This window comes from Epilithonimonas mollis (assembly GCF_900142325.1).
Classification (GTDB): domain Bacteria; phylum Bacteroidota; class Bacteroidia; order Flavobacteriales; family Weeksellaceae; genus Epilithonimonas; species Epilithonimonas mollis.
Map to the genome: position 1 here is coordinate 188,566 of NZ_FRAM01000004.1, position 24,712 is coordinate 213,277.

22 protein-coding genes are annotated in these 24,712 nt (G+C 36.9%); 1 reads left to right on the forward strand and 21 read right to left on the reverse strand.

Annotated features, from left to right (window positions below; genetic code table 11):
- The 15 genes from BUA97_RS15080 to BUA97_RS15150 all read right to left on the reverse strand — a co-directional run bounded on the left by BUA97_RS15080 (window position 1) and on the right by BUA97_RS15150 (window position 15,615).
- Window positions 1–798, reverse strand: a complete 798-nt coding sequence (locus BUA97_RS15080; protein ID WP_072999812.1) for a patatin-like phospholipase family protein — start codon at window positions 796–798, stop codon at window positions 1–3.
- A gap of 67 nt (window positions 799–865) precedes the next feature.
- Window positions 866–1,498: a hypothetical protein gene (locus BUA97_RS15085; protein WP_139258349.1), complete on the reverse strand. Its 633-nt coding sequence runs from the start codon at window positions 1,496–1,498 to the stop codon at window positions 866–868.
- Window positions 1,499–1,507: 9 nt separating this feature from the next.
- Window positions 1,508–2,899 (reverse strand): dihydrolipoyl dehydrogenase, encoded by a 1,392-nt coding sequence (gene lpdA, locus BUA97_RS15090; protein ID WP_072999818.1) that lies wholly within the window; start codon window positions 2,897–2,899, stop codon window positions 1,508–1,510.
- 461 nt (window positions 2,900–3,360) lie between these two features.
- On the reverse strand, window positions 3,361–4,794 hold the full coding sequence (locus BUA97_RS15095; protein ID WP_139258351.1) for a hypothetical protein: 1,434 nt from the start codon (window positions 4,792–4,794) through the stop codon (window positions 3,361–3,363).
- A complete protein-coding gene (locus BUA97_RS15100; protein ID WP_072999823.1) occupies window positions 4,781–5,773 on the reverse strand; it encodes a caspase family protein in 993 nt (330 codons plus the stop codon). Before BUA97_RS15100 ends, BUA97_RS15095 begins: the two co-directional genes overlap by 14 nt.
- Entirely contained in the window at window positions 5,774–7,204 is a 1,431-nt protein-coding gene (locus tag BUA97_RS15105) for a hypothetical protein (RefSeq protein ID WP_072999825.1), read from the reverse strand. It abuts the gene before it with no gap.
- Between the two features lie 305 nt (window positions 7,205–7,509).
- Complete coding sequence (locus BUA97_RS15110; protein ID WP_072999828.1) at window positions 7,510–7,716, reverse strand: YgaP family membrane protein; 207 nt, start codon at window positions 7,714–7,716, stop codon at window positions 7,510–7,512.
- Between the two features lie 19 nt (window positions 7,717–7,735).
- Window positions 7,736–7,927 carry a DUF6132 family protein gene (locus BUA97_RS17255; RefSeq protein WP_072999830.1) on the reverse strand — a complete coding sequence of 64 codons (192 nt, stop codon included), beginning with the start codon at window positions 7,925–7,927 and terminating at the stop codon, window positions 7,736–7,738.
- A complete protein-coding gene (locus tag BUA97_RS15120; RefSeq protein WP_072999832.1) occupies window positions 7,911–8,216 on the reverse strand; it encodes a hypothetical protein in 306 nt (101 codons plus the stop codon). Before BUA97_RS15120 ends, BUA97_RS17255 begins: the two co-directional genes overlap by 17 nt.
- A gap of 36 nt (window positions 8,217–8,252) precedes the next feature.
- Complete coding sequence (locus BUA97_RS15125; RefSeq protein ID WP_072999835.1) at window positions 8,253–11,480, reverse strand: efflux RND transporter permease subunit; 3,228 nt, start codon at window positions 11,478–11,480, stop codon at window positions 8,253–8,255.
- 90 nt (window positions 11,481–11,570) lie between these two features.
- The gene (locus BUA97_RS15130; protein WP_072999837.1) at window positions 11,571–12,659 is read right to left on the reverse strand and encodes an efflux RND transporter periplasmic adaptor subunit; all 1,089 of its coding nucleotides are present in this window, start codon (window positions 12,657–12,659) and stop codon (window positions 11,571–11,573) included.
- Window positions 12,660–12,743: 84 nt separating this feature from the next.
- Window positions 12,744–14,051 (reverse strand): TolC family protein, encoded by a 1,308-nt coding sequence (locus tag BUA97_RS15135; protein WP_072999840.1) that lies wholly within the window; start codon window positions 14,049–14,051, stop codon window positions 12,744–12,746.
- A gap of 138 nt (window positions 14,052–14,189) precedes the next feature.
- A complete protein-coding gene (locus tag BUA97_RS15140; protein WP_084081360.1) occupies window positions 14,190–14,624 on the reverse strand; it encodes an OsmC family protein in 435 nt (144 codons plus the stop codon).
- Window positions 14,625–14,628: 4 nt separating this feature from the next.
- Complete coding sequence (locus BUA97_RS15145; protein ID WP_072999844.1) at window positions 14,629–14,940, reverse strand: rhodanese-like domain-containing protein; 312 nt, start codon at window positions 14,938–14,940, stop codon at window positions 14,629–14,631.
- 66 nt (window positions 14,941–15,006) lie between these two features.
- On the reverse strand, window positions 15,007–15,615 hold the full coding sequence (locus BUA97_RS15150) for a Crp/Fnr family transcriptional regulator (RefSeq protein WP_072999846.1): 609 nt from the start codon (window positions 15,613–15,615) through the stop codon (window positions 15,007–15,009).
- A gap of 126 nt (window positions 15,616–15,741) precedes the next feature.
- Here BUA97_RS15150 and BUA97_RS15155 point away from each other — a divergent pair, with 126 nt between their 5' ends.
- Window positions 15,742–17,484 (forward strand): FAD/NAD(P)-binding protein, encoded by a 1,743-nt coding sequence (locus BUA97_RS15155; protein ID WP_072999849.1) that lies wholly within the window; start codon window positions 15,742–15,744, stop codon window positions 17,482–17,484.
- 22 nt (window positions 17,485–17,506) lie between these two features.
- Here the strand turns inward: BUA97_RS15155 and BUA97_RS15160 are convergent, their stop codons facing one another.
- The 6 genes from BUA97_RS15160 to kdpB form a co-directional block, all read right to left on the reverse strand.
- Entirely contained in the window at window positions 17,507–19,225 is a 1,719-nt protein-coding gene (locus BUA97_RS15160; RefSeq protein ID WP_072999851.1) for a sensor histidine kinase, read from the reverse strand.
- A gap of 133 nt (window positions 19,226–19,358) precedes the next feature.
- Window positions 19,359–19,451 (reverse strand): four helix bundle protein, encoded by a 93-nt coding sequence (locus BUA97_RS17450; RefSeq protein ID WP_317041424.1) that lies wholly within the window; start codon window positions 19,449–19,451, stop codon window positions 19,359–19,361.
- A gap of 198 nt (window positions 19,452–19,649) precedes the next feature.
- Window positions 19,650–20,771 carry a histidine kinase gene (locus BUA97_RS15170; protein ID WP_072999853.1) on the reverse strand — a complete coding sequence of 374 codons (1,122 nt, stop codon included), beginning with the start codon at window positions 20,769–20,771 and terminating at the stop codon, window positions 19,650–19,652.
- A gap of 83 nt (window positions 20,772–20,854) precedes the next feature.
- Window positions 20,855–21,934 (reverse strand): porin, encoded by a 1,080-nt coding sequence (locus BUA97_RS15175; protein ID WP_072999855.1) that lies wholly within the window; start codon window positions 21,932–21,934, stop codon window positions 20,855–20,857.
- Between the two features lie 16 nt (window positions 21,935–21,950).
- Window positions 21,951–22,511 (reverse strand): K(+)-transporting ATPase subunit C, encoded by a 561-nt coding sequence (locus BUA97_RS15180; RefSeq protein ID WP_072999857.1) that lies wholly within the window; start codon window positions 22,509–22,511, stop codon window positions 21,951–21,953.
- Window positions 22,512–22,660: 149 nt separating this feature from the next.
- Window positions 22,661–24,700 carry a potassium-transporting ATPase subunit KdpB gene (kdpB, locus tag BUA97_RS15185; RefSeq protein WP_072999859.1) on the reverse strand — a complete coding sequence of 680 codons (2,040 nt, stop codon included), beginning with the start codon at window positions 24,698–24,700 and terminating at the stop codon, window positions 22,661–22,663.
- Between the last annotated feature and the right edge of the window lie 12 nt (window positions 24,701–24,712).

The following is a 24,712-nucleotide window of genomic DNA, read 5'->3' on the forward strand; positions in this document are numbered from 1 at the left end:
TTAGGACTTATAAAAGATTTCAAATTCTTCTTCATTTTCGTAAAAGGTTCGCTTCGCCTCATCATAACCGATTTGGAAAATCTCTTCCAGTCTATGAGGTTTCCGCTCGAAAGTTCCATATTTTGATAATTTTTTAGAAGTAATAAACCAATCGCAAAACGCAAATTTATAAATCTCGGTTCTGTGTGATAACAATTCATAGGCGCGGGTAGTAACTGAACGTATGCTTCTCAGATCATTCACCTCCACATCTTGTGGCGGTGTGACATAGACACCAATTATTTTATCACACTCATTATGAATGATATCTGCCGGAAAATTATTCAAAACGCCACCGTCGCTGTACATTTCCTTTCCGATAAAATATGGCGTGGAAATACCCGGAATACAAGAAGAAGCAATAATGGCATCCACCACTTTATAATGTTTTTCAAAAACTTTTTGTTGTCCGCTAATCAGTTCTGTGGCAACGATTCTGACATCTTTATCCAGATCTCCCAAAGTAATATCTTTAAAAATCGGATTGAGATAAGTTGAAAAAATAGCTGATGAGACAAATCCAGGCTGATTAAACGTAAAATGCTTCCAGTTGAAAAAATAAACCGACTGAAAAAAATCCAAAATCTCTTCCGCTGTTTTTCCGAAAGCATATAAAGAACCGACGATGGAACCTGCGCTGCAGCATGAAATAACGTCTGGTTCTATATTCTTCTCCTTAAGAAACTTCAGAACACCGGCGTGAGCAAGTCCACGCGTTCCGCCTCCTGAAAGAACCAATCCTGTTTTCGAATTTTCCATTAAGTAAAATTAAAAAAACCACAGAACAATCTGTGGTTTTATAATATGAATATTATGTTAATCCTGATTATTTAGCATCATAAGATTTTAGTAAATTAATAAAACTCTCTTTAGATTGGACATTCTCTGTCATACTCTGTAAATCCGGATAATCTTTAAAATTCTCTTTTAGGTTGTCCATGAGCGTTATTGCAGAAAAAGCACCTAATTTATGAGCATATGGCCCGTAAAATTTTCCATTTTGATTATCCACTAAATAATCTCTTACAACAATAATATCCCTTGCAAAACTATTAATACTTAAATCATAATTATAGTTATAATCAGAGAAGAAACTTATTTTGCCGGTATGGAAAACTTCTAACAATCCTTTATTTTTATTTAGAACTGATGATGAAGCAATAAACTCTCTGTTGACATTCAGGTTATCATTGATTTCTAAATATTGGATATCACCCTCATTAATTGCTTCCTTTTCCCCATTACTATTCCTAAAATGAAGTCTTTTAACAATTGTTGAATAAGAAAAAATCGGATACCTGTTCTTGTCAAAATTTTCAATTTTTGTGAAAATAGTATCCTTGGAATTTTTCAGTACATATTTAGCAGAAAAATGATAATTTTTATATTCAAACTTTTTTTGTCCAAAAAGGGACATTGCACCAAAAAGAACTAATAAGAATAAAAATAAATTTTTCACTAAAGTTATTTAAATATGAATCACTTCACCGTAAGCTGCTGCTGCTGCTTCCATGATTGATTCAGACAATGTCGGATGCGGGTGGATAGATTTGATGATATCGTGCCCAGTTGTTTCCAATCTTCTTGCTACAACAGCTTCAGCAATCATATCAGTAACGCCGTCGCCAACCATATGACAACCCAGCCATTCGCCGTATTTTGCATCGAAAATAACTTTTATGAAACCGTCAACATCACCGTTTGCAGTTGCTTTTCCGGAGGCTGAGAAAGGGAATTTACCCACTTTGATTTCGTAACCTTTTTCCTTAGCTTGTTTTTCAGTCAGACCAACAGAAGCGATTTCCGGATGACAATAAGTACAACCTGGAATATTTCCGTAATCAATAGCTTCCACATGTAATCCTTTGATTTTCTCTACACAAGTAATTCCTTCCGCAGATGCAACGTGAGCCAAAGCCTGGGTTGGGATAATATCTCCAATTGCATAATAACCCGGAACAGAAGTTTCGTACCATTCATTGACAAGAACTCTTCCTTTATCTGTTTTGATTCCAACAGCTTCCAGGCCGATTCCTTCTACGTTCGCAGCAATTCCGACAGCAGAGAGAAGAATATCTGCCTCTAAAGTGATTTCGCCTTTCGCCGTTTTCACTTTTGCCTTCACGCCGTTTCCTGAAGTATCTACCGACTCTACAGAAGAATTAGTCATTATTTCGATTCCTGATTTTTTAAGGGATTTTTCAACGTGTTTTGAAACTTCTTCATCCTCCAAAGGGACAATGTTTGGTAAAAACTCAACTACAGTAACCTTAGTTCCCATAGAATTATAAAAATCCGCAAACTCAATTCCAATCGCTCCGGAACCTATAACAATCATAGATTTCGGTTGCTCGGGAAGAGACAAAGCTTGTCTGTAACCGATTACTTTTTTACCATCCTGAGGAAGGTTTGGCAATTCTCTGGATCGTGCTCCTGTTGCAATGATGATGTTGGTGCCAGAATATTCAGTTGATTTTCCTTCTGCATCTACGACAGTCACTTTTTTACCAGCTTTCACAGTTGCAGTTCCCATAATGACGTCAATTTTGTTTTTCTTCATCAAGAAAGAAATTCCACCGCTCATTTTAGAAGCCACACCTCTACTTCTCTGTATCACTTTTGTGAAATCGAAGCCAGGATTCTCTACTTTATTAAGACCATAATCTTCAGCGTGTTTCAAATAATTGAAAACGTGAGCAGATTTCAGAAGGGCTTTTGTCGGGATACAACCCCAGTTAAGACAAATACCTCCAAGATTTTCTTTTTCGATTATAGCGGTTTTGAAACCCAATTGAGCAGCTCTGATTGCAGTTACATATCCGCCAGGTCCACTTCCAATAACAATAATATCGTAGTTCATCTGATTTAAAAATTTGATGCGAATTTACGGAAAATTATTGGAAGCATAATATGACAAAAAGCAACTTTGTTAGTTGCTTTTTGGATTAATATAAATTTTTAAAATTAATTTTTGATCTGCTTACAACTTTCAATCAGTCTGATAAATTCTGAGCGACAACCGCCTTCATCCTTTGATTTTCCTTGTTTTGCAAGATTAATGATTTTGTTTAATCTTTATCGTTGATGAATTATGGCTGCCTCAAAACCAATCGAACGAAGCCACAGAAGATGTAAATTTGAAAATCTTTCAGTTGCTTAATCTTTGTGAAAATCAGGTAGAAAGTATCGGTTAAAACTTCTTCTTCAACTTCGTTGTTTTTCAGGTAACGTTTACAGGTGGCGAAAAAACCCGCCTGCAGTAGTTTAAAAAAGGTTGGAATATTCTGAATAATTTATAAATAAAATAAAAAACACTTTTTTTTAAAAAAGTGTTTTATTATTCGTGATTTCCGAAGGTGACTGGTTCAGTTTATCGTAGATATCTTTATAGGTATCATAATTTCTTAACACCTGAGTTGCCGGTAAATTCAGCTTAGCAGCAACTTCAGAAACATTTCCGATGCTGTTGATGGTATTGGCAACATTAGTTTCAAGGTTTTCTAAATGAATTTCTCCAATTAATGAATTTAGTCTGTTTTCAATTACAATTTCAGTAGGCGGAGAAAAACTGTTTATTAGTTTTTTTCCCAGTTTTATTATTTGATTATCCTTGGTGCTGATCGGAATTTTATCTGATTCGCTAATCATTTTAGTGTATGATTCAATCCATTCCTGCACATTATCGATCTTTGAAAAATTATTCCAGAAGAGATCATACTTAACATGGTCAATTGCTCTGTCAATTAAAGATCCTGGTTTGAAAGGCATTTTTTTATCTATTGTATTGTTGGAATACTTATTCATTATTGAAGAAATCACAGGGAGTTGTTCGTCGTTTCCATTGTGCTGGAGCTTGTCTGAAAGGAGAATCAGATCCGGCAAAAGCAAAAGCTGGCAATTTTCATAATCCAGTTTTTCTGACAGTTCTAGTTGAAGAATATGAATAAGGGTCATCAGATAAGGATGCTGCCTGATGATGCTGTGGTCTTTCTCGGTCAATAATTTGAAATTGCTGTAGTCCCTGTATGTGAAAAGAATTTTGTCCAGCACAAGGTACTCTTCTGCATCAGCGTTAAAGCAACATTTTTTTGTATAAAAGAAAAAACAGTTTTCAAAATCCGGCAAAGAGGAGTAACGGATAAAAAATTGTGTCTGGAAGCCATCAAAGATACAGAATGGAAAAATTCTACTATCATTTCCATCAGTCCATTTCAGAAGATATTGACCTTCAGGCAGCCTACCAGAGAATGCCAGCCAGCCATAATCACTATTATATTTTGCATTTTCCGGACCTAACTGATATAGTATTTCGTTATTATTTTTAATTATAGAATAATGTGGAAGCAAGTTTTCCATTATAATATCCGGAAACATATCCTTATCATATTTTGCAGCAAAAAGCAAGAAATCCGGATGATCTTCTGAACTTACAACAGTTGACATCTGACTGTATAGTTCGGCATTTTGGCTAAAATACTCATGGGTTGTCCTGAATGATAGTATAGGAGCAACAGCGGGATAATTAAAATCAAACCGGAAACTCTTGTTGCTGTCAACAAGCAAAAGATATTCTTGGTAATAATCTATCAAGACTGCTTTTAACTGATAAACACCAGGATCAAGCTCTAGTTGCAAACATTCTGAGTTCCCTTCAAAAACAATAGTGAACATTCCATCGATCACAGTCAATTGTAATCCTTCGAGTTTTTGATTGAAGGAAATATTTATTTGATATTTATTTTTAGAATTCATCATAGCTCATTGTGTTTTCAGAATAATTAAAGATTGCTTTCGGAGGTTCGTTGTTATTATTATCTTTTAATAAAAAAGTACCTCTTCCAAGCTTTTTATGCCATTTATCACCAACTTTTACATTGGCTCTATACAATTCTGCGAACTGGTGCGTCAGAAGAGAAACATTTGAATTCCTTTTAAAAATAATTTCATAATTATACTCAGCTGTCAATTGTTCAACTTCGCAAATTATGATTGAATCGCCACCTGTATCTGTAAATACAGTACCTTGCTGAATCTTATTAAATCTTTGGGCATAACTTAAAAAATTATCATCAATATGTTTTTTCAGATCCAGAGCAGTAACTTTTCCATTTCCATTTATATCGGCATCACCATTTAAACTATCAATCAGAAAGGAAGTAAAAGCTCCTCTTTTTTTATTGGAATCGATATCGATTTCATAACTAAGTTTGCCATAGATTGTAGAATTACAAACGAATAATTTCGGATTTCTGTCACCTACTTTATTTTGCCAATCGCCGATAGGAGGAAGTCCCTCAATTGTTGTATCATGTTCCCTGCAGCAGTCAAGAAAGATCAGAACCTCATCAAAAGCGCCTTTATTTATTATACCTGTGGTATATTTCAGACTTGAAATACAATGGTTTATATATACTGAACTCCAATAACGCATACACAATGCGGTATTTATAAAAGTATTACCAATGCCGTGGCCGGAAAAATAAAAGTAGAGACGGTTATTTTCATTCTTCCTTTTTTTGGCATCTTTTACAATATCCTCGATAGCTTTATCAATCTCTGGCCCAAGAACTACCGTATTAGCCACATCGGACTTAAAGAGTTTCAGATTCTGATTGCTATCACTGATAAGCTTTTTATCCGTTAAAAACTTAGCAAAAGCTTCAGCATCTGCTACAGCACCTTTTAGTGGTCTTTGATCATAATGGTCAATACCAATTACAATTGCATACTCCATTTAGATAGATTTTAATATCGATCTTAAGGTATAGATATCATTATCAAAATCTGCATGCTTCAGAGAATTTGAGCGCATACTTTCATCAAAGTTTATGGTATCGATAGACAATACAAGTTTATTCGCAGTTATAAAAGTGTTGAGCTTTTTCAATTCATCAAAAGCCGCATAACGTCCCTCGATCCTGAATTGTTCATGAAGTCCCATAATCTTGGCATCAACTTCGTCTTCAAATAATCCAGAAATCATATACAATAAAGAATGCGTGTAAGTGTAAGGAATGCAGTGATCCCTTTTCTCATTCTTTTCTTCCATTGTAAACATTTTAAAATTCTTAACCAAGCCTTTATCCAATGCCGGTTTTCCTTTTTCGAGGAATAAATCCGTTCGGCAAGCCGGTGCTAAGAAAAATATATTATTAAACTTTATGGAACTAAAATTTTTATCCACTGCTTCCAACAAATTACAAATAGCAATAGAACCGGCACTGTGGCCAATCAGCTCTATCTCAATAGTTTTACCCGTTGCTGACAGGCTTCCAACATGTTTATTTAACAAATTAAGAAAGTATGTGCCCGCATGCTGATTATCACCGGAAAGTCCTGCATTAGTTTCAAACATTTTGGCCGATTTATCTTTCATCTGTTTCCATCCCCATTGCCCAACCTTGTCAAGGTATATTTTTCTGAAAGCCTCTTCCATAACGGTCGGGTAAAAATCATGGTGGTTTTTTTTCAGATACCTTTTTAAAACGGCAAAAGAAATCTGTGCAACAACTTTAGCAATAGCAAAAAAACCACCTTTAGCGACTTCTCCATTATCATCACTTACATTTTTGATTTCCTCGGAACCCTCCGCTCTGATTAAGTTCCTGCTTTCAGTTTCGAGTTGTGCATAAAACTGACTGTTGCTTTCATCTTCGTCATCAATTTGAAAACCGCCTCCTCCTTTAGAATCAAAACTTTTATCCAGCTTTTCAAAGGGGGCAACTTTATGTTTTTCATCATCTATAGTCTCATCAGTCAGGTATTCTCCCCCTCCTCTTGCATCTTCAATCCCCAATTTTTTTGCAACAATTTTAATGACAAATTTGACGACTTCCTGAAAAAGATCTTTACCGGCCAGTTCTTTCAGTTCCTTTAGATTCTGAACCAGAGTTTCTATAGGACCTGTTTCCCAAACGAACGAAACAACGTGCCTTTTCAATTTTGTATCCGCAAAATAATTTTTCATGAGCTCCGCTGCGTTCATTCCATTTTTTTCACTTACCAAACCTCCATGGAAATAAATGACCAGCTTTTCAACCTCATTTTCATTAAGAAATTTAAAAATGTTATCGACGTCTGAAGATGTGGTGTGAACTTTTCCTGAATCGCGAAATGTTCCATTAACACCAACATTGATGTAGTAATTCTTCTCAAGAGTTTCCATTTTAATAAGATTTTGATGGTTATTATTAGTTTATTTAACTTAAAATCAATTCTTATCTATTTTATCAGGTAACAACCTTTATAATCTAACTCGAAACTACCGGCAGAAACCAAATTAACAGATTATCATCATTATTAGTATTATGCCTACTAATTTAATAATTTTTTAAAATAAAAACCAAATAAAATATAAACAATTTAAACTATATCTAAAATACCGTTAAAGAAACGTATTATCGGAATTGATTCTAATTCTTGCAGTCTGTCTCATTAAAAAATAACAAAGGATAAAAATCTTGAAGCAAATTATAAGGAACATTTCGTCCCATCTTTTTTCACCCCAAATTTACTAAGGATCATGTACATCAGACACCAGTTCGTGAGAGCGTGGATCCACATATTAATTCCTACAAAGCCAGTAAGCCAAAACCAGTTTGAGCTCACATAAATTCCTAAAAGCAGACTTCCCAAAATGAAAGTGCCTGCGATTGCATGTACTATTCTTGTTTGCATAATTTTTTATTATTTTTTTTTACTTATTATCAAAAACTGATACCAAGAGATAGCCCATTACTAATCCATAAATAGAACTATTAAAAGGGTTGGAAGTAATTGCACAGCTTCCTGTGCTGCAACCAATGAAGTAATAATACAGATATCCTGCAATGGCTCCTACTAGTGCTCCGATAAGCGATGGTACTCTCTTTTTACTTAAAATTTTCATCTTCTGAATTTATTGTTACAATGTGAATCTGGGAAACAGTTTCCTGATTGGAGTTGAATTCGTTTATATTTTTATAAATGCTATCCACACAGTTATACTCTGAAAAAACCGTGAAAAGAAGAGAATCTATAGCAATATCATCTTTTCCGAACCAGTTGTTCATTTCGTTTTTATCGTTTTTAAAACCTTTTACAGATTGATAAGAAAATGATCTCACTCCCGAATTTTTAAGAATATTAATAACATCTTTTTCAAATTCTTCTACTGCGGTGATTAATAATAGTTTCATAAGATAAATGTTGAATTGTTGAAAACTTTATAGATTTTATGCTTCAAAAAACTTGTCATCAGATTCGGATTTTCTCTCCCATTTTTTTCTTTCAGTAGCATAATAAACCAACGGCACTACAACCAATGTAAGCAATGTAGAAACTATTGCTCCGAAAACCAATGAGATAGCTAATCCCTGAAAAATCGGGTCAAAAAGAATGATGACTGCTCCAATTACGACTGCTCCTGTCGTTAATAAAATTGGTGTTGTTCTCACAGCTCCTGCTTCGATAATGGCTTGTTTCATAGGAATTCCCTCTTTCAGACGGATTTCTATAAAATCGATTAAAAGAACGGAGTTTCTCACCATTACTCCAGCCAGAGCGATCATTCCGATAAAAGAGGTTGCCGTGAAGAACGCTCCTAAAAGCCAATGTCCTAAAACAATTCCGATGAGTGAAAGCGGAATCGCAACCATCATCACAATAGGCGTTTTGAAATTCTGAAACCAACCGACAATCAGCATATAAATAATGATAATCACCACTGCGAAAGCAGTTCCCAGATCACGGAAAACCTCTAACGTAATCTGCCATTCTCCATCCCATTTTACGGTATAATTACTCTCATCTTCGGGTTGATTCATATAAAGTTCATTCATACTATAACCATTCGGAAACTGGATTTTTTTAAGCTTTTCATCCATTCCGAGAATGGCATAAGCCGGGCTTTCCAGTTTTCCTGCCATATCAGCAAGCACGTACACTACCCTTTTCTGATCTTTTCTATAAATGGTTTTGTCCAGTTTTTTCTCCTCCACTTTTACAAGATCGCTCACCGGAACCATTCCCATTTGCCCTTTTACTTTTAGTCCTGTAATATCCTGAATATTAGATTTATCGGCATTTTTCAATTTCATAACAATATCTACAGGATCACTAGATTTTTCATCGTAAAGGTTTCCAATTGGATACTCTCCCATCAGATAGGTCATATTGCCTACAATCTGCTGTGGTGCAACACCGTTCAACATAGCCTTTTCTTTATCCGGAACTAGCTTGAATTCTTTCTGTGGCGCTTCCACCATCCAATCGATATCCACAACATCATCGGTTTTCTTTAGAATATCTTCCACCTGTTTCGCTACTTTTATTTGTCCTTCATAATCAGGGCCGTAGATTTCTGCTACAATTGTTGAAAGAACCGGTGGTCCAGGCGGAACTTCTACTACCTTTACATTGGCTTCGTATTTGGCCGCTATTTTCTGAATTTCCGGACGAATTGCTTTCGCTACATCGTGGCTTTGCTTATCACGGTCTTCTTTGTGCAAAAGATTGACCTGAATATCTGCCGTATTACTACTTCCACGCATATCGTAATGACGAACCAAACCATTGAAAGTTATTGGTGCAGAAGAACCTACATAATTCTGATAGTTCACCACTTCCGGAACTTTTTTCAGATATTGCGCGATATCCTGAGTAACGGCTGAAGTTCTTTCCAGCGTTGTTCCTTCCGGCATATCGATTACTACCTGAATTTCATTTTTGTTGTCAAACGGAAGCATTTTTACCGCTACCCATTTGGTAAAAAACGCTGCTACAGAAATCAACAGTAAAACCACAGTTACTCCCATCATCGTCCATCGTTTTGATTTTGAATCTAACAGCGGTTGTTCAATTTTTTTATAGATCTTATAAATTCTGCCTGTTTCCAGACCTTGTTCTTCTTTATGATGTTGCTCATCTTTTACCTTTAATAAATGATAACCGAGATAAGGCGTCACCGTTAATGCCACAAAAAGGGAAAGCATCATCGCGATCGAAGCTCCAATTGGCATTGGTGACATATAGGGACCCATCATTCCTGATACGAATGCCATTGGCAAAATCGCAGCAATTACTGTAAAAGTTGCTAAAATAGTAGGATTCCCGACTTCATTAATGGCATAAATTGCCGCTTGTTTGAACGGTAATTTTCTCATATGAAAATGCCTGTGCATATTTTCTGCTATGATGATACTGTCATCCACCACAATTCCGACGACAAAAACCAATGCAAAAAGCGTGATTCTATTCAATGTATATCCTAAGATATAATAGCTGAATAAGGTTAAAGCAAACGTCAATGGAACTGAAAAGAAAACCACCAATCCGCCTCTCCAGCCCATTGCTAACATCACAAGAATTGTTACTGCCAAAATAGCAACGCCAAGGTGCATCAATAATTCTGAAACTTTGTGAGAAGCTGTTTCTCCATAATTTCTGGTAACTTCTACGTGTACGTCATTTGGAATCAGATTCTTCTTCAGCTCGTCTACTTTGGTAAGAATCTGCTCCGATATTTTCATCGCATCGGCACCTTTCACTTTGGAAACCGAGACCGTAACTGCAGGATATTCCGATTTGAATTTTTTGCCGCTTTCTACGGCGTTTCCGTATCCGAAACTTACATAATTGGCAGGATCTGAAGCACCGTCTTTAATCGTTGCGACCTGTTTCAGGTACACCGGCATATTCTGTGAAGTTCCGATAACCAGATTTTCAACATCTTCAGCAGAGTTTAGAAACTGACCTGTTGTCAGAAGATATTCAGAATCGCCTGAATCAAACTTCCCGGATTGTGAACTTCCGTTATTCGCCTGAATCATCTGCATTACAGAAATTGCATCGACGTTCAGTTCCGCCATTTTATCTTTATCTAAAACAACTTGTAACTGGCGGTTTCTGCCACCTATGGTTTTGGTAAGAGAAACATCTTTTATTTTTTTGATTTCGGAAGATAATTCTTCTCCGATCTGACGAAGCTGAAAGTCATTGTAATTAGCATTGTCACTCCACAAAGTCAAGCCGAGCATCGGGACATCATCAATGGAACGGGTTTTCACCATTGGTTCCATCACACCTTTCGGAAAGATGTTTTTATTCTTCATTAGCTCATCATAAAGCTTTACATAAGAACGTTCCGTATCTTCGCCAACATAAAACTGGACGATAATCATAGCCTGTCCGTTCATCGCCATAGAATGGATGTGTTCTACACCTTTGATGTTGGAAATAATCTTTTCCAGAGGTTTTACGATACGGCTTTCCACTTCCTTCGGATTTGCTCCGGGATAACCTACCATTACATCCGCCATCGGAATAATAATCTGCGGTTCTTCTTCTCTCGGTATTAATGTCGAACTATAAAGGCCAATAATCATCAAAGCAATCATCAACAGAATGGTCAATTTTGAATTGATGAAAAACTCGGCGATACGTCCTGCGAATCCTTTTTCCATAAAAATATTTTTTTTAATATAACAATGAATCAATCTAACAGTGTAACAATGATTTTCATTGGTAAATTTCTCAATTGATATATTATTACATTATTTTACTTGAACTTTTGCTCCGTTATACAATTTTCCTGTTGAAGAAACAATGTAGGTTTCCTTGGAGTTCAAACCTGACAAAACCTCGACTTGATCGCCTAATGTTTTTCCTGTTCTTATCCATCTGAGAACGGCTGTGTTTTGAGAACTAACCACATAAACGCCTGCAAGCTGACCGTTTTCTACCAAAGCTGAAGTAGGAATCATCATTGTTTCATTAAAATCCTGATTTATTTTTCCTGATGTTTTGAAAGGGAATTGCACATTCACAAACATTCCAGGAAGCAAATCGGAAGCATTATGAATGTTGATTTTCACCATATATTGTCCACCTGTGTTCGTTGCCGATTTACTGATTTCTGATACTGTTCCGGAAACGGTTCTGTTCATTGATTTTAAGGTGACATCAACCGGCATTCCGTTGGAAATCATTGTGATATTCTGCTCAGAAACCAAAACCTGAGCCTGCAAAGATGATGGCGATTCTATCGTCAGTAAAGGCATTCCCGGATTTGCCAAATCTCCTTGTTCCGCAAATTTTGCGGTAATGGTTCCGGAAATTGGCGCAGTAACATTGGTGTAACGGTACTGAGCATTCACCTCGTTTTTCATCTGTTGCGCAGCCTGTAAACCTGCACTTGCCATTTCGTAGCGTGCTCTCATATCATCGAGTTCTTTTTGGGAAGCACTTTGAGATTTATATAAATTCTGAAATCTTTCGTAATCTTTTTTAGCCATATTATAATTGGCCTGAGCCTGAGAAATCTGCGCACTGGCTTGTCCGCCTTTTGCCTGAATATCTGTTGCATTAATGTTTACCAAAAGCTGACCTGCTGTGACGTTTTGTCCCACTTCAGCTTTCATTGAAGTGATATAACCCATCATCCGGGTAGAAACATTGACTGAATTTTTTGCCACCAGTTTTCCGCTTGCTGTGGCAGATGAACCTTCCGAGCCTGATATGCTATGACTGACTGTAACAGAAATTGGCGCATCGGAATTCTGTGCGGATTTTTTTTCGTCTGAGGAGCAGCTTCCCATCAGAAGTGCGCTGAGAATCAAGGTTGAATAAAGGTATATTTTCATTATTAAATTTTTTCTTTTTATTTGTTCCACAGATTTCACCTGCAGCTATTGTTATTGAACCATTCAAGTCTTTGCTTCTGAAAATTATTTTTTCAGAAACTGCTGGTATTCACCGGCTACGTTGTACTCAAAAACAGCCTGCTGATATTCCAGTTCTTTTTGAGACATCAGTGTTTCTGCGGAGAGCAGGTCGGCCGATTTTTCCAGCCCCTGATCGTAACGGTTTTTTCGGATTCTGTAGGCTTCTTTGCTTTGTTCCCAAGCTTGCTTTGTAAAACTGACCTTTGTTTGCGCATCTTCTATCTGGCGATTGGCTTTACTGAGTTCCAGCTGGCTTTGTTTGGTATATTGCTCGATTTCGGTTTCTGCCTTGGAACGCTCTGCTTTATATTTTTCCTGTTCGCTTTTTGATTTGAGTCCGTCAAAGACATTCCAGGAAAGCTGAATTCCTGCGAGATAACCGTTGGCATTGAATTGGGCAACTTTGTTGTCATACATCTCAAAACTTCCGAAAGCATTGAGTTTTGGGAGAAACTTGGCTTTTGAAGATTTAATCATCCAGTCGTAAGCTTCGAGAGATTTTTGATAAGCTTGTAAATCCTTTCGATGGTCGTTTAATCTCAGATTAGAATCAACGATATATTCTGTGTATTGCAAAGATTCTGTGGGCTTTAGCACTTTATTATCAGAGTTTTCATTCAGTAAAAAATAAAGGTAATCCGAAGCATTTTTTACATTGGATTTTGCTGTCTGAATCTGACTTTCTATCTCGCTGATCCTTACATCCATATACAACACTTCAGATTTCTGAATCATACCGTTTTTGTAATAATTGTCGATTACTTTTTTATTGGCAAGTGTTGTTTGCTTAGCATTTTCAAGGGTTTCGAGCATTTTATAAGCCAGCTGAAGCATCATATAGGATTTCTTCAGCTCAAACTGAACGTATTCTCTGGTTCTTTCTGTTTTGATGTTGAGCGCCTCAACTTTTACTTGTCCGGCTTTTTTTTGATACACCGCATCCATATTGATAATGGGTTGCTGAACTTCTATTTTTGTCGCAAAATTGGAGATGCTTTTAGGATTATTAAGGTTATCCGGATTGAAATCCATTGCTGTGATCCTCGCCTGATTGAGCTTTGAACCAAAGGCATACAAAGGATTGTTGGTATTGGAAAATGTGTAAGAAGCATTCACATTAGGAAGATACATTGCTCTTGTTCCCAACAGTTCGGCTTGGGCAAGCTCTGCTTCTTTTTTTGCCATTTTTACCTGAAGATTATTGTCGCTTACTTTACTTTCCAGATCTGTTTTTGAAATAGGAACAGCCTCTTGTGAAAAAACTTCTGAATAGGTTGTCAATAATAAAATAAGTAGGCTTATTTTTCTCATTTCTCTAATTTTAAAGCAAAAATAAGATGATGCAAAATGCTGCACAGTAACCTTTATCACATAAAGAAATATTTACTGAAACTTAACAAAAAAAACCGCCAAAGGCGGCGGTAACAATTGAAAAGTATATGGAGACATTTATGCTAATTTGATCTCAGAAATCATAGTAATTTTAGATTTAACTGAATTGGAAATTAAGCAATTAGCTTCAGATTTTTGGAGAACACGTTCCGCTTTTTCTCTGTCTGCCTCATTCTTAATCATAACAACAGGTTCCAGAATGACTTCTGTCATCAGAAATTTTCCATCAATCTGTTCTAATTTTCCTTTAGAATTGCATTCAAAATTGACAAAATCCAGCTTGGAATTTTCTGCAATTGCTAAAAATGTGGTCATTAAACAACTGCTTACTGCTGCGGTGAACAGATGTTCCGGAGACCATATATTTTCCATTCCTTTAGGAAACTGTGGTGGTGTGGCTACCTCTAATTTTTGAGAAATTTCTGATGATGAGATTTCACCTTTACGATCACTTTCCCACTTTACATCGACGTTATAAAAATGTGCTTCCATCAGTTTAGATTTTATTGTTCAGGCTTGCCCAGCCACCACCATTGTGAACATTTTTATAGCCATTATTCTGCAAAATACTTTTAGCAGAAGCACTTCTCATTCCGGAAGCGCAACAAGTGATTATTGTTTTGTCCTTGTCTTTTAATTTCGAGAGATTTTTCTGAAGCTGATCTACAGGAATATTAATTGAATCTTTGATATGTCCTCCGTCATATTCGCTTTTACTTCTTACGTCTAAAATCACAGCTCCTTTTTTCACAAGTTCTGCGTAATCGGTTTTATCCATCCCGAAAAGGTTTTTTATTGCATCTAACATTTTAATGATTGTTTAAATTGATAATGCAAATTTACCTTCAGGAATAATATCCGTCAGTGATGTAAGTTACAATAGCGTAATTTTATTTCGGGAAAGTTTTATCTTGCCTTCGGTTTCGATTTGTTTAAGAACACGGCTTACCGCCTCGCGAGTGATTCCAAGTTCATCTGCTAGTTGCTGATGGGTTACAGAAAGTTCTTTGGATTTATAAAGCTGCGATTTTTGGTTTAAAAGATGTAATAATCTTGCATCTACTTTCTGAAAAGCAACTGCATTGACTACTTCCAATAAGTCTTCAAATCTTCTTTGGTAAAGTCCAAAAATGAAATCCGTCCATTCCGGATATTTCCTGAGCCAGTCTTTCGCCTGCTGAAGGGAAATCATAAGAATCTCGGCGTTTTCTTCTACTACAACTTTCACTTTTGAAGTATCCTGAGTAAGCCCGGAAAGTATAGAAGAAATACAGCTTTCACCAGGCGTAAGATAATAAAGAAGAATTTCCCGTCCGTCTTCATCAGTACGCATTACTTTTATGCTTCCTGAGAGTACCAACGGAATATAATTGATGTAAGAATTGATATCTAAAATAACCGTTCCCTTGGGAAAAAGTTTAAGATTGTCATTTGAAGCAATTTCTTTTTTGAATTCCGGATCCGAAATTTTACTGATATTCATTTTCAAATATAAATATAATTAACAATCTTTCCATATCATACAATCATAAAGCTAAAACATTTTTTATACTTAAATGATATTCTGATAAAAAAAGGAATACATTTTGGTAATGCAAAACAAAAAATTATGAATGTGAATAATTCTATGATATTAGGCATTGTTGGCGGTGGTCCTGCTGCCTTGCTACTTCTAAAAAACATGGTGGAGAATAGCATAAACCTGGAGCGCATATATATTTTTGAAAAAAATGACAGAATGGGTGTGGGAATGCCTTATGGTAAAGACGGATCATCCTTGGAACATGTTGCAAATGTTTCTGCCAATGAGTTGCCAAATTTTGAAATCAGCTTTGAAGATTATATAGAATCGCATCCGCCGGAAAGTTTTGCTGATTTTTTGCCTCGTAACTTCAATCCTTATAAAGTGATACCCAGACTGCTTTTGGGAAATTATCTTGAATTTGTATTTAAATTTTACATCAGGAAGGCAAAAAAGCAGGGAACAGGTGTCATTTTCCATACCAACTGCGAGGTCAGGGATATCGTGAAAAATAATTCAGACAACAGCTATTCGATCATCACTTCAAAAGAAAATGTGAACGTGCATTTTGCAGTTCTTTGTACCGGTCACTATTGGCCAAAGACTTATGAAGGTCTTGTAGAAGGCTGGTTTGATTCTCCTTATCCACCGTCTAAATTTACATCTCCATCCAATCATACTGTTGCCGTGAGAGGCTCATCTCTGACTGCAGTGGATGCTGTAAAAACTCTTGCACGACTGAATGGAACTTTCATCAGGCTGGAGAATGGCAATCTTAAATATAAATTGAATGATACGTCTCAAAACTTCAAGATAGAGATGTTCTCTACCGGCGGTTTTCTCCCTGCATTGCGGTTTCATTCAGAGGATCAGGCATATTCCGGCAAATGGATAATGTCATTGGATGAGATCTATGAGTATAAACAAAATCATGGTGGATTTATAGACCTGGATTATGTGTATGATAAAAGCTTTAAGAAACCTTTGAAAAACAGGGATCCTGAATTTTTTGAAACAATCAAGGATCTAAGCATCGAAGCATTTGTGGAGAAAATGATAGGGATTCGCAGAGAATTGGATAGTTTCACTCTTTTCCAGGCCGAATATAAAGAGGCCGAACGCTCGATACACAGAAAGCAAAGCATCAGCTGGAAAGAGTGCCTGGCGGCATTCAGTTATGCTATGAACTATCCTGCAAAACATTTTTCGGCTGAGGATATGATCAGACTGAGAAAAACCATGATGCCACTGATATCGGTAATTATCGCTTCACTTCCTCAGTCTTCCTATGAAGAGCTCATCGCATTGTATGAAGCTGACATCCTGGATCTGACGCAGGTAGACAAGGAAAGTTATGTAGAACCGCATTCAAAAGTTGGAGCAGTGTACCATTATAAGTCGGTTGATGATAAAAAAATCGAGCAGCATTATCCACTCTTTATTGATGCTGTGGGGCAACAGCCATTGGAGGTTAAAGATATACCTTTTCCAGGTCTCCAAAAAGATGATTTAGTAAGTGCTGCTTACCTTAATTTCAAAAACAACGACGAGGCATCCAGGCTTATAAACGCTGATATTCAGGTACATAAAGGATTTAATAACAATTATTATATGAATGTCCATGGCGTTGAGATCAATGATCACTTTCAGTCTCTCGATCCATTTGGTGCTATTGTAAAAGGACTGTACATTATGGCTGTTCCTTTTATCGGTGGTCTCAATCCTGATTATTCCGGGTTGGACTTTTGCGATACAGCTGGTAAACGTGTGGCCTTATCTATCGGGGAAGAACTTTCCGATGAGACATCTGAGGAGAAAGTAATTGTATAGATATCAATTTTGTATAATTTGGCTACAAATAAAATGAAAATCTACTTCCCGATCCTATTTCACTTTCCACAAAGATTTGTCCTTTTTGTGCTTCTATAAATTGTTTGCTGATGCTCAATCCCAATCCGGTTCCTTCTTTTTTGGTTCCAGGAATTCTGAAATACCGGTCAAAAATCTTTTCCAAATATTGCTGTTCAATTCCGCGCCCGTGATCTTTTACTGAGAATTTGATTTTATTACTTTCACTTCTGACATCAATCTCAATATCAGAATTCTCATAAGAATAGCGAATGGCATTGGACAAGAGATTGTTCAGAACCCAAGACGTTTTTTCGGCATCAGCGAATACTTCTGTCAGGCCTTCTTGGATTTTGATTTTAATATTAATTTCCTTCTGGTCAGCAGATGATTTATTAGCATTCACAGCATAATCAATGATGTCTTGAATATTTGAGAGTTTTGAATTAAGCTGGATAATTCCACTTTCTACTTGAGTGACATTAAGCAATTCGCCAGTGATTGTCAAAAGTCGGTTGGAGTCTTCCTTGATGCCATGGACCAGATTTTTCTGTTCATCATTCAGGTTTCCGATTCTCTCATTTTCCAGGAGCTGAAGTCCCATCTGGATGGAAGATATCGGCGTTTTGAACTCGTGAGAAACCGTTCCTAAAAAATTGGTCTTGGCGAAATCCAATTCTTTGAAAGGCGTAATATTCCTCAACATAATCACCTGACCAATAAACTGGCTTTCTTTCTCACCAGTCGGGATTACATTGATGTCGATGATTTCCTTTTCAAAATAACTTTCTTTTCCGTGTGCATAGATTTTCATTGGTTCTTTGTCAGAATTATTATTGGAACTATTAGTCATTTCCTTAATCAAATCCCGCACTAAATCATTATTAACCGCCACATCCTGAATCAACCTCCCAACAAAATTTTCCTTTTGCAGCCCGGTAATTTTCAATGCTTCATCATTCACGAAAAGTATTTTTTTGTTTTCATCAATGCCAATCACAGGATCGTGCATATTGTCAATCAAAGTCTCGATACGTTTTTTGCCTCTGATGATTTTGTCCAGCTTACTTTCCGAATATTCCTGAAGTTTTTCTGCCATTGTGTTGAAAGATCTTGCCAATTCTCCAAACTCGCTTCTGCTTTCAAAATGAATTCTTTCCTTATAGTTCTCGTTAGCAATTTGTTTGATACTTTCCGTCAATATTTTTATCGGATTTGCAATATTTGAGGGCAAATTTACCAATAAAATAAAGGCAATGATGAAACATAACATCCCCGTCACAGAAATCCCCATTATCGCACTTTTCGCCGTCGAATCTGCAATACTGCTTTTATGCTCAATGGCGCTCATATTCAGTTGCATCAACTCTGCAATGTCTTTTCTTATGGAAGATTGAAGAAGCATATTTTTTGAATCTTTCTTCAAAGCATCAAAATGAATGGCCACATTATCCGTTGCTTCTTTCTCACCTTGTTCGGTCACATTTTCCTTTTGTTTACTCAGATGTTTTTGAAAAACCTTGAAAGCCAACGGGTCAGAGTTGATTTCCTCCAAAGCCAGAAGCATATTCCGGGAATATTCCAATGTGTTGTAATTGGCTTTCAGGATGTTATTCGTATCTTTTTTCAGTTGATTGATGTACCAGCCACTCAGGACAGAAAGTACCAAAATCATCATAAATAGAAGACCGACACCGATGTTTAATTTTGTTTTAATTTTCATTTTAATAAATTGATAACGATGAATTTAAAATTGAAATCACTTAGAAATAGAATTTTTTGTGGTTTTAATAATTGCCATCAAAAGCTTTATCAATTCTTCCAAATCGAAAATAAGAGATTGCGATAATTTTTCCTCAATAAAATCTGTATCTTTCAATAATCTTATTCCAATATCTTGTTTCGTTTGCTTCCTTATTTGCTATAGAAAGTTTGTGAATAAAATCCATTTTATTTATCCATGCAAAGCTTCTTCCACCATTACACCATTAGAAGTTCCAATTCTCAAAACTTGTTTTGATAAAAATAAATTCTTTTTTTTCATCTTTCAAAAATTTATAAAACTTCACACTTCTTATAGCAAAAATGTAAGACTTATCTTTTAAAATATTTTGACTTTTCATATTTCAATTTTAAATTTTCAACTATCAACTAAGTATAACCAAGTCGATACTTTCCTTAGACAATTTATTGAGCAAGGTATTGAAAGTATCCGTCGCGACAATGATTTTCCAGAGATTGAGATGCGGTTTACCGATGCAGACTGTAGTAATTTTCTGTTCTTCACACTGTTCCATAATGGTGTGCACAATGCTTGGACTTTCAACTTTAATTATTTTTGCGCCTAATTCTGTGGCTAATTTAAAATTATTAATCAAATGTCTTTGCTTGTCCAGCGCAATCTTATCTGCACTTTCTCTTGGAATCTGTACGTACAGCAAACACCATTGGCTGTTGTAATAATTGGCTAATCTCGCCGTTTTCCTAATGACATTCTTCGCCGTTTTTTCGTTGGAACTGATGCAAGCCAGAAACTTTTCTTTTCTGATATTTTTGATAGATGAAACTTCGGTTTCCACTTTTCGCTGGACTTGCGAAGCCACTTCTTTTAAAGCCAGTTCACGCAGTTGCAGGATATTTTCACTTTTGAAAAAATTACTCAGGGCCGAATTGACTTTCGACTGGTCATAGATTTTTCCCGCTTTCAGACGGTCAATCAGTTCTTCTGACGTCAGGTCAATATTGACCACTTCGTCGGCCTGTCCCAACACGCTGTCCGGAATTCTTTCTTTGACCTCGATATTCGTAATTTCCTTCACATCTTTATTCAGACTTTCGATATGCTGAATATTAACTGCGGAAATCACATTAATCCCAGATTCCAGAATCTCCATCACATCCTGCCAGCGTTTTTCATTTTTGCTTCCTTGGATATTTGTATGCGCCAACTCATCCACAATCACAACTTCCGGCCGCAGATTAATCACCGCCTGGACATCCAACTCATCCAGTTCTTTTCCTTTATAAAACAAAGTTCGTCTCGGAATCACAGGAAGTCCATCCAGCAGAGCGTGGGTTTCCTTTCGGTTATGCGTTTCAATATAGCCGATTTTCACATCGATGCCGTTTAACAAAAGAGTGTGCGCTTCCTGAAGCATTCGGTATGTTTTTCCCACACCAGCACTCATTCCGATGTAGATCTTGAATTTTCCCCGCCGTGATTTTTTGATTAAATCGAGGAAGTCCTGCGCAGATTTTTTCTCATCCATAATTTTTTAAGTGAGAGGTGAAAAGTAAGTGGAAAAAGTATTGCAATGAAGTTAGTTAGTTTACAAATAAGATTGTTCACCAGTTAAAAACTAACGGCTAGTGATGTCACTGCAGAAAAATTATTATTCTTAAAAGCCTCATTTCTGGTAAGGAAAATCGGGTCTTTGCTGTTCATATTTTTTACTTCTGTCCGCCAGACCAAATTCGGAAGAATCCAGTAATCGGCATTCAGAGAATATCCGAACGTTTGAAAACCATTATCTGTTCCGGTCGCAATGATGACGCCTTTTTTATCTTGGTAATACTCGCCTCTTACCGCAAAGCTCAGCTTTTCGGTCGGACTGAATTTCGCAATCATAACCGGCGAATACCAGACATTATACTGCTCACTTCCCTTCGCCTTTTGTTCAGCCCCAATATCAAATCCGGTTGTCAAAGCGAATCTATCTGTCAATTGAAAAATACCGTACAAGTTATGGAAATAACGCATTTGTCTGATACTATCCGGTTTATCATTTCCGATGAATGAACTGCTGTTCAACGTTATTTTTTCGGTTGGTTTATAAGTTAATTGATGACCGAACGCCACGGTAGAATTGCCAGCCACTCTTTGGATTCTTTGCCAGCCGTTCAGCACCAAACCGCTCAAAAACCATTTTCCCGAATTGCTGGTGTAAGATATCTTGGCGCCACTTTCAAAGTAAGGCGAATTTTCCGCCTGTAGACTTCTGGTCAAAGCCCAGCAATCTTTGCTCACAGCACTTTCGAATCCAATATGTGATGGCAAAATCCCTGCATCGATCCAAAGATTTTTTGATTTCGAGATTTTTACACCAACGTTGGCTTCGTAGATATTTTTTAAAACACCAGATTCAGCAGAATAATTGGCATTCATATACGTTCCTGTTGCTAATGAGAGATTGGCTCGGAGTTTATCGGTTTCATAATTCGCTTTGATGAAACCTAAGTTCAGATTGACTTCATTGTTTCTGTTGTGGCTGTAAATAAATGAAGGACGTAAATTATTTTTTGGATTATTGGCCTCAAACTGATAATATAATTCTGCGTAAACGGAGATTTTCAGTGGCTCATTTACTTCTTGTGCAAAAAGCATAGTGGATAATGCAAGCATTGAAAATGCCATTTTTATAGTTATTTTCATTTTTTAATTTTTAATATTATTTCAAACCGTCTAAAGCAATGTTGAGTTTCAGAACATTGATTTTTTCAGTTCCGAAGATTCCTAGAAAAGGTTTTTTTGTATTGGATATGATCAATTTCTCAATTTGATTTTCATTAAGATTTCTGATTTTAGCAATTCTTTTAATTTGAACTTTGGCTCCCTGAATAGAAATATCCGGGTCCAGTCCACTTCCACTTGCTGTGACCAGATCAGAAGGGATTTCTGATTTCTTGACGTCCGGATTATGTTTCATAAAGTTGTCGATTCTTTCCTGTACTTTTTTTAGATAATCAGGATTGTTGGGACCTTTGTTGCTTCCTCCTGCGCCCGCTGCATTGTAATCGACAGCCGATGGACGCGACCAGAAATATTGGTCTTCCGTAAAAGCTTGACCAACATTGGCGTAATATTTTTTATTGTTGAAAGTCAGGATTTCGCCTTTCCCGTTGTTTGGAGAAAACTGGGCGATTCCAAAAATGATTAAGGTGTAAAATCCAGCGAAAAATAATAGGCAAACTGCTGTGAGTCTGATGGCTGATAATATATTTTGTTTCATTATGATTGATTTTAAATGTTCTATCGATTGTTGAGACGTCTTTTATCCTGAATCTGCAGCCCGGCCTGAGTGGAGCTCATTTTTTTGTAGCGGGAAAAGCTTGGCAAAAAATAGCGGGAACGGAGGACGGAAAAGCTGCCCAAATCATCCTAAAAGAATAACGACACTAAAAGGTCAATGATTTTTATCCCGATGAAAGGAATCAAAACACCTCCCAGACCATAAATCAAAAGGTTTCTCCTGAGCAATGCACTGGCGCCAATTGGTTTGTAGGCAACGCCTTTCAGAGCCAACGGAATCAAGATCGGAATAATAATCGCATTGAAGATAACTGCTGATAGAATAGCAGTTTCCGGAGAATGCAGGTTCATAATATTAAGACCCTGAAGCGCTGGAATCGAAGCGATGAACAAGGCTGGAACAATGGCAAAATATTTCGCAACATCGTTGGCAATACTGAAGGTCGTTAAAGTTCCGCGGGTCATCAAAAGCTGCTTTCCTATCTCAACGATTTCAATCAGTTTGGTCGGATCATTGTCTAAATCCACCATATTTCCGGCTTCTTTAGCAGCCTGAGTTCCGCTGTTCATTGCTACACCAACATCGGCCTGAGCGAGAGCAGGCGCATCGTTGGTTCCGTCGCCCATCATTGCTACCAAACGGCCTTCGGATTGTTCTTTTTTTATGTAATTCATCTTGTCTTCCGGTTTGGCTTCGGCAATGAAATCGTCTACACCAGCTTTTTCAGCGATGTATTTGGCGGTTAGTGGATTGTCACCGGTTACCATAACAGTTTTGATTCCCATTTTTCTTAAACGTTCAAAACGTTCCTGAATGCCCGGCTTGATGATATCCTGAAGTTCTACAACACCTAAAACTTTTTCATTTTCCGAAACGACTAAAGGCGTTCCTCCGTTGCTAGAAATATTTTTTACGGCTTCTTCTGTTTCTTTCGGAAATGGATTGCCTGCTTTCTCTACCAAATTTCGGATAGCATCAGAAGCACCTTTTCGAATTCTGATATTGTCATAATTGATACCTGAACTTCTTGTTTCTGCGGTGAACTTGATGAATTCCGAATTTTTGATTTCATAGCTTGAAGGACTGACTCCAGCCAATTCTATAATGGATTTTCCTTCCGGCGTTTCATCCGACATTGAACTTAGTATAACAGCTTTCTTGAAATCTTTATCATCGATTCCGTTAGCCAAATGAAAATGCGTTGCTTTTCTGTTCCCGATGGTGATTGTTCCTGTTTTATCCAGCAAAAGCACATCTACATCTCCCGCTGTTTCTACCGCTTTTCCACTTTTTGTGATGACATTAGCTCGCAAAGCTCTGTCCATTCCGGCAATTCCGATGGCTGACAATAATCCGCCAATCGTGGTTGGAATCAAACAAACAAATAATGAAATGAAAGCGGCAATAGTAATTGGTGTGTGGGCGTAATCTCCGAAAGGTTTCAAAGTCACAGTCACGATGATGAAAACTAATGTAAAACCTGCCAGCAAAATGGTCAAAGCAATTTCGTTTGGTGTTTTTTGTCTGGAAGCACCTTCTACCAAAGCAATCATCTTATCAAGAAAACTTTCGCCAGGTTCTGTTGTTACTTTTACTTTTATTCTGTCAGAAAGCACTTTTGTTCCACCCGTCACACTGCTTTTGTCGCCGCCAGATTCCCGGATGACGGGTGCGCTTTCTCCTGTTATTGCACTTTCGTCAATGGTTGCAAGACCTTCGATAATTTCTCCGTCTGAAGGAATAATATCGCCAGGTTCACAAAGAAATACATCGCCTTTTTTAAGTTCAGAAGAAGGCACGCTTGTGATTTCATCATTGAAAATATCACCAACAGGTTTAATCCATTTTGCGGGCGTTTCTTCCCTTGTTTTTCTGAGTGAGTCGGCTTGTGCTTTTCCTCTTGCTTCGGCTATAGCTTCGGCAAAATTGGCAAAAAGTAACGTGATGAAAAGAACTGCTGTTACGACAACATTATAAATCAAACTACCTTGATTTTGTTCGCCCTTCGCAATCCAGACGCAAACGCCAGCCATTACCAGCGTTCCTACCCAAACCATAAACATCACCGGGTTTCGGAACATTTTAGCTGGATTTAGTTTTATAAATGATTGTTTCAAAGCCTCATTCACGAGCTCTTTTTGAAACAAATTGTTATTATCTCCTTTCATTTGGAAAAATTT

Excerpts from the sequence above, each read along its gene's own strand:
- BUA97_RS15125 (WP_072999835.1), bottom strand. The coding sequence starts at position 11,480 with ATGGAAAAAGGATTCGCAGGACGTATCGCCGAGTTTTTCATCAATTCA.
- BUA97_RS15110 (WP_072999828.1), bottom strand. The coding sequence starts at position 7,716 with ATGCAAACAAGAATAGTACATGCAATCGCAGGCACTTTCATTTTGGGA.
- BUA97_RS17255 (WP_072999830.1), bottom strand. The coding sequence starts at position 7,927 with ATGAAAATTTTAAGTAAAAAGAGAGTACCATCGCTTATCGGAGCACTA.
- BUA97_RS15080 (WP_072999812.1), bottom strand. The coding sequence starts at position 798 with ATGGAAAATTCGAAAACAGGATTGGTTCTTTCAGGAGGCGGAACGCGT.
- BUA97_RS15180 (WP_072999857.1), bottom strand. The coding sequence starts at position 22,511 with ATGAAACAAAATATATTATCAGCCATCAGACTCACAGCAGTTTGCCTA.
- BUA97_RS15135 (WP_072999840.1), bottom strand. The coding sequence starts at position 14,051 with ATGAGAAAAATAAGCCTACTTATTTTATTATTGACAACCTATTCAGAA.
- BUA97_RS15145 (WP_072999844.1), bottom strand. The coding sequence starts at position 14,940 with ATGTTAGATGCAATAAAAAACCTTTTCGGGATGGATAAAACCGATTAC.
- BUA97_RS15095 (WP_139258351.1), bottom strand. The coding sequence starts at position 4,794 with ATGATGAATTCTAAAAATAAATATCAAATAAATATTTCCTTCAATCAA.
- BUA97_RS15170 (WP_072999853.1), bottom strand. The coding sequence starts at position 20,771 with ATGGATGAGAAAAAATCTGCGCAGGACTTCCTCGATTTAATCAAAAAA.
- lpdA (WP_072999818.1), bottom strand. The coding sequence starts at position 2,899 with ATGAACTACGATATTATTGTTATTGGAAGTGGACCTGGCGGATATGTA.
- BUA97_RS15175 (WP_072999855.1), bottom strand. The coding sequence starts at position 21,934 with ATGAAAATAACTATAAAAATGGCATTTTCAATGCTTGCATTATCCACT.
- BUA97_RS17450 (WP_317041424.1), bottom strand. The coding sequence starts at position 19,451 with ATGGATTTTATTCACAAACTTTCTATAGCAAATAAGGAAGCAAACGAA.
- BUA97_RS15150 (WP_072999846.1), bottom strand. The coding sequence starts at position 15,615 with ATGAATATCAGTAAAATTTCGGATCCGGAATTCAAAAAAGAAATTGCT.
- BUA97_RS15120 (WP_072999832.1), bottom strand. The coding sequence starts at position 8,216 with ATGAAACTATTATTAATCACCGCAGTAGAAGAATTTGAAAAAGATGTT.
- BUA97_RS15160 (WP_072999851.1), bottom strand. The coding sequence starts at position 19,225 with ATGAAAATTAAAACAAAATTAAACATCGGTGTCGGTCTTCTATTTATG.
- BUA97_RS15140 (WP_084081360.1), bottom strand. The coding sequence starts at position 14,624 with ATGGAAGCACATTTTTATAACGTCGATGTAAAGTGGGAAAGTGATCGT.
- BUA97_RS15100 (WP_072999823.1), bottom strand. The coding sequence starts at position 5,773 with ATGGAGTATGCAATTGTAATTGGTATTGACCATTATGATCAAAGACCA.
- BUA97_RS15130 (WP_072999837.1), bottom strand. The coding sequence starts at position 12,659 with ATGAAAATATACCTTTATTCAACCTTGATTCTCAGCGCACTTCTGATG.
- kdpB (WP_072999859.1), bottom strand. The coding sequence starts at position 24,700 with ATGAAAGGAGATAATAACAATTTGTTTCAAAAAGAGCTCGTGAATGAG.
- BUA97_RS15105 (WP_072999825.1), bottom strand. The coding sequence starts at position 7,204 with ATGGAAACTCTTGAGAAGAATTACTACATCAATGTTGGTGTTAATGGA.
- BUA97_RS15155 (WP_072999849.1), top strand. The coding sequence starts at position 15,742 with ATGAATGTGAATAATTCTATGATATTAGGCATTGTTGGCGGTGGTCCT.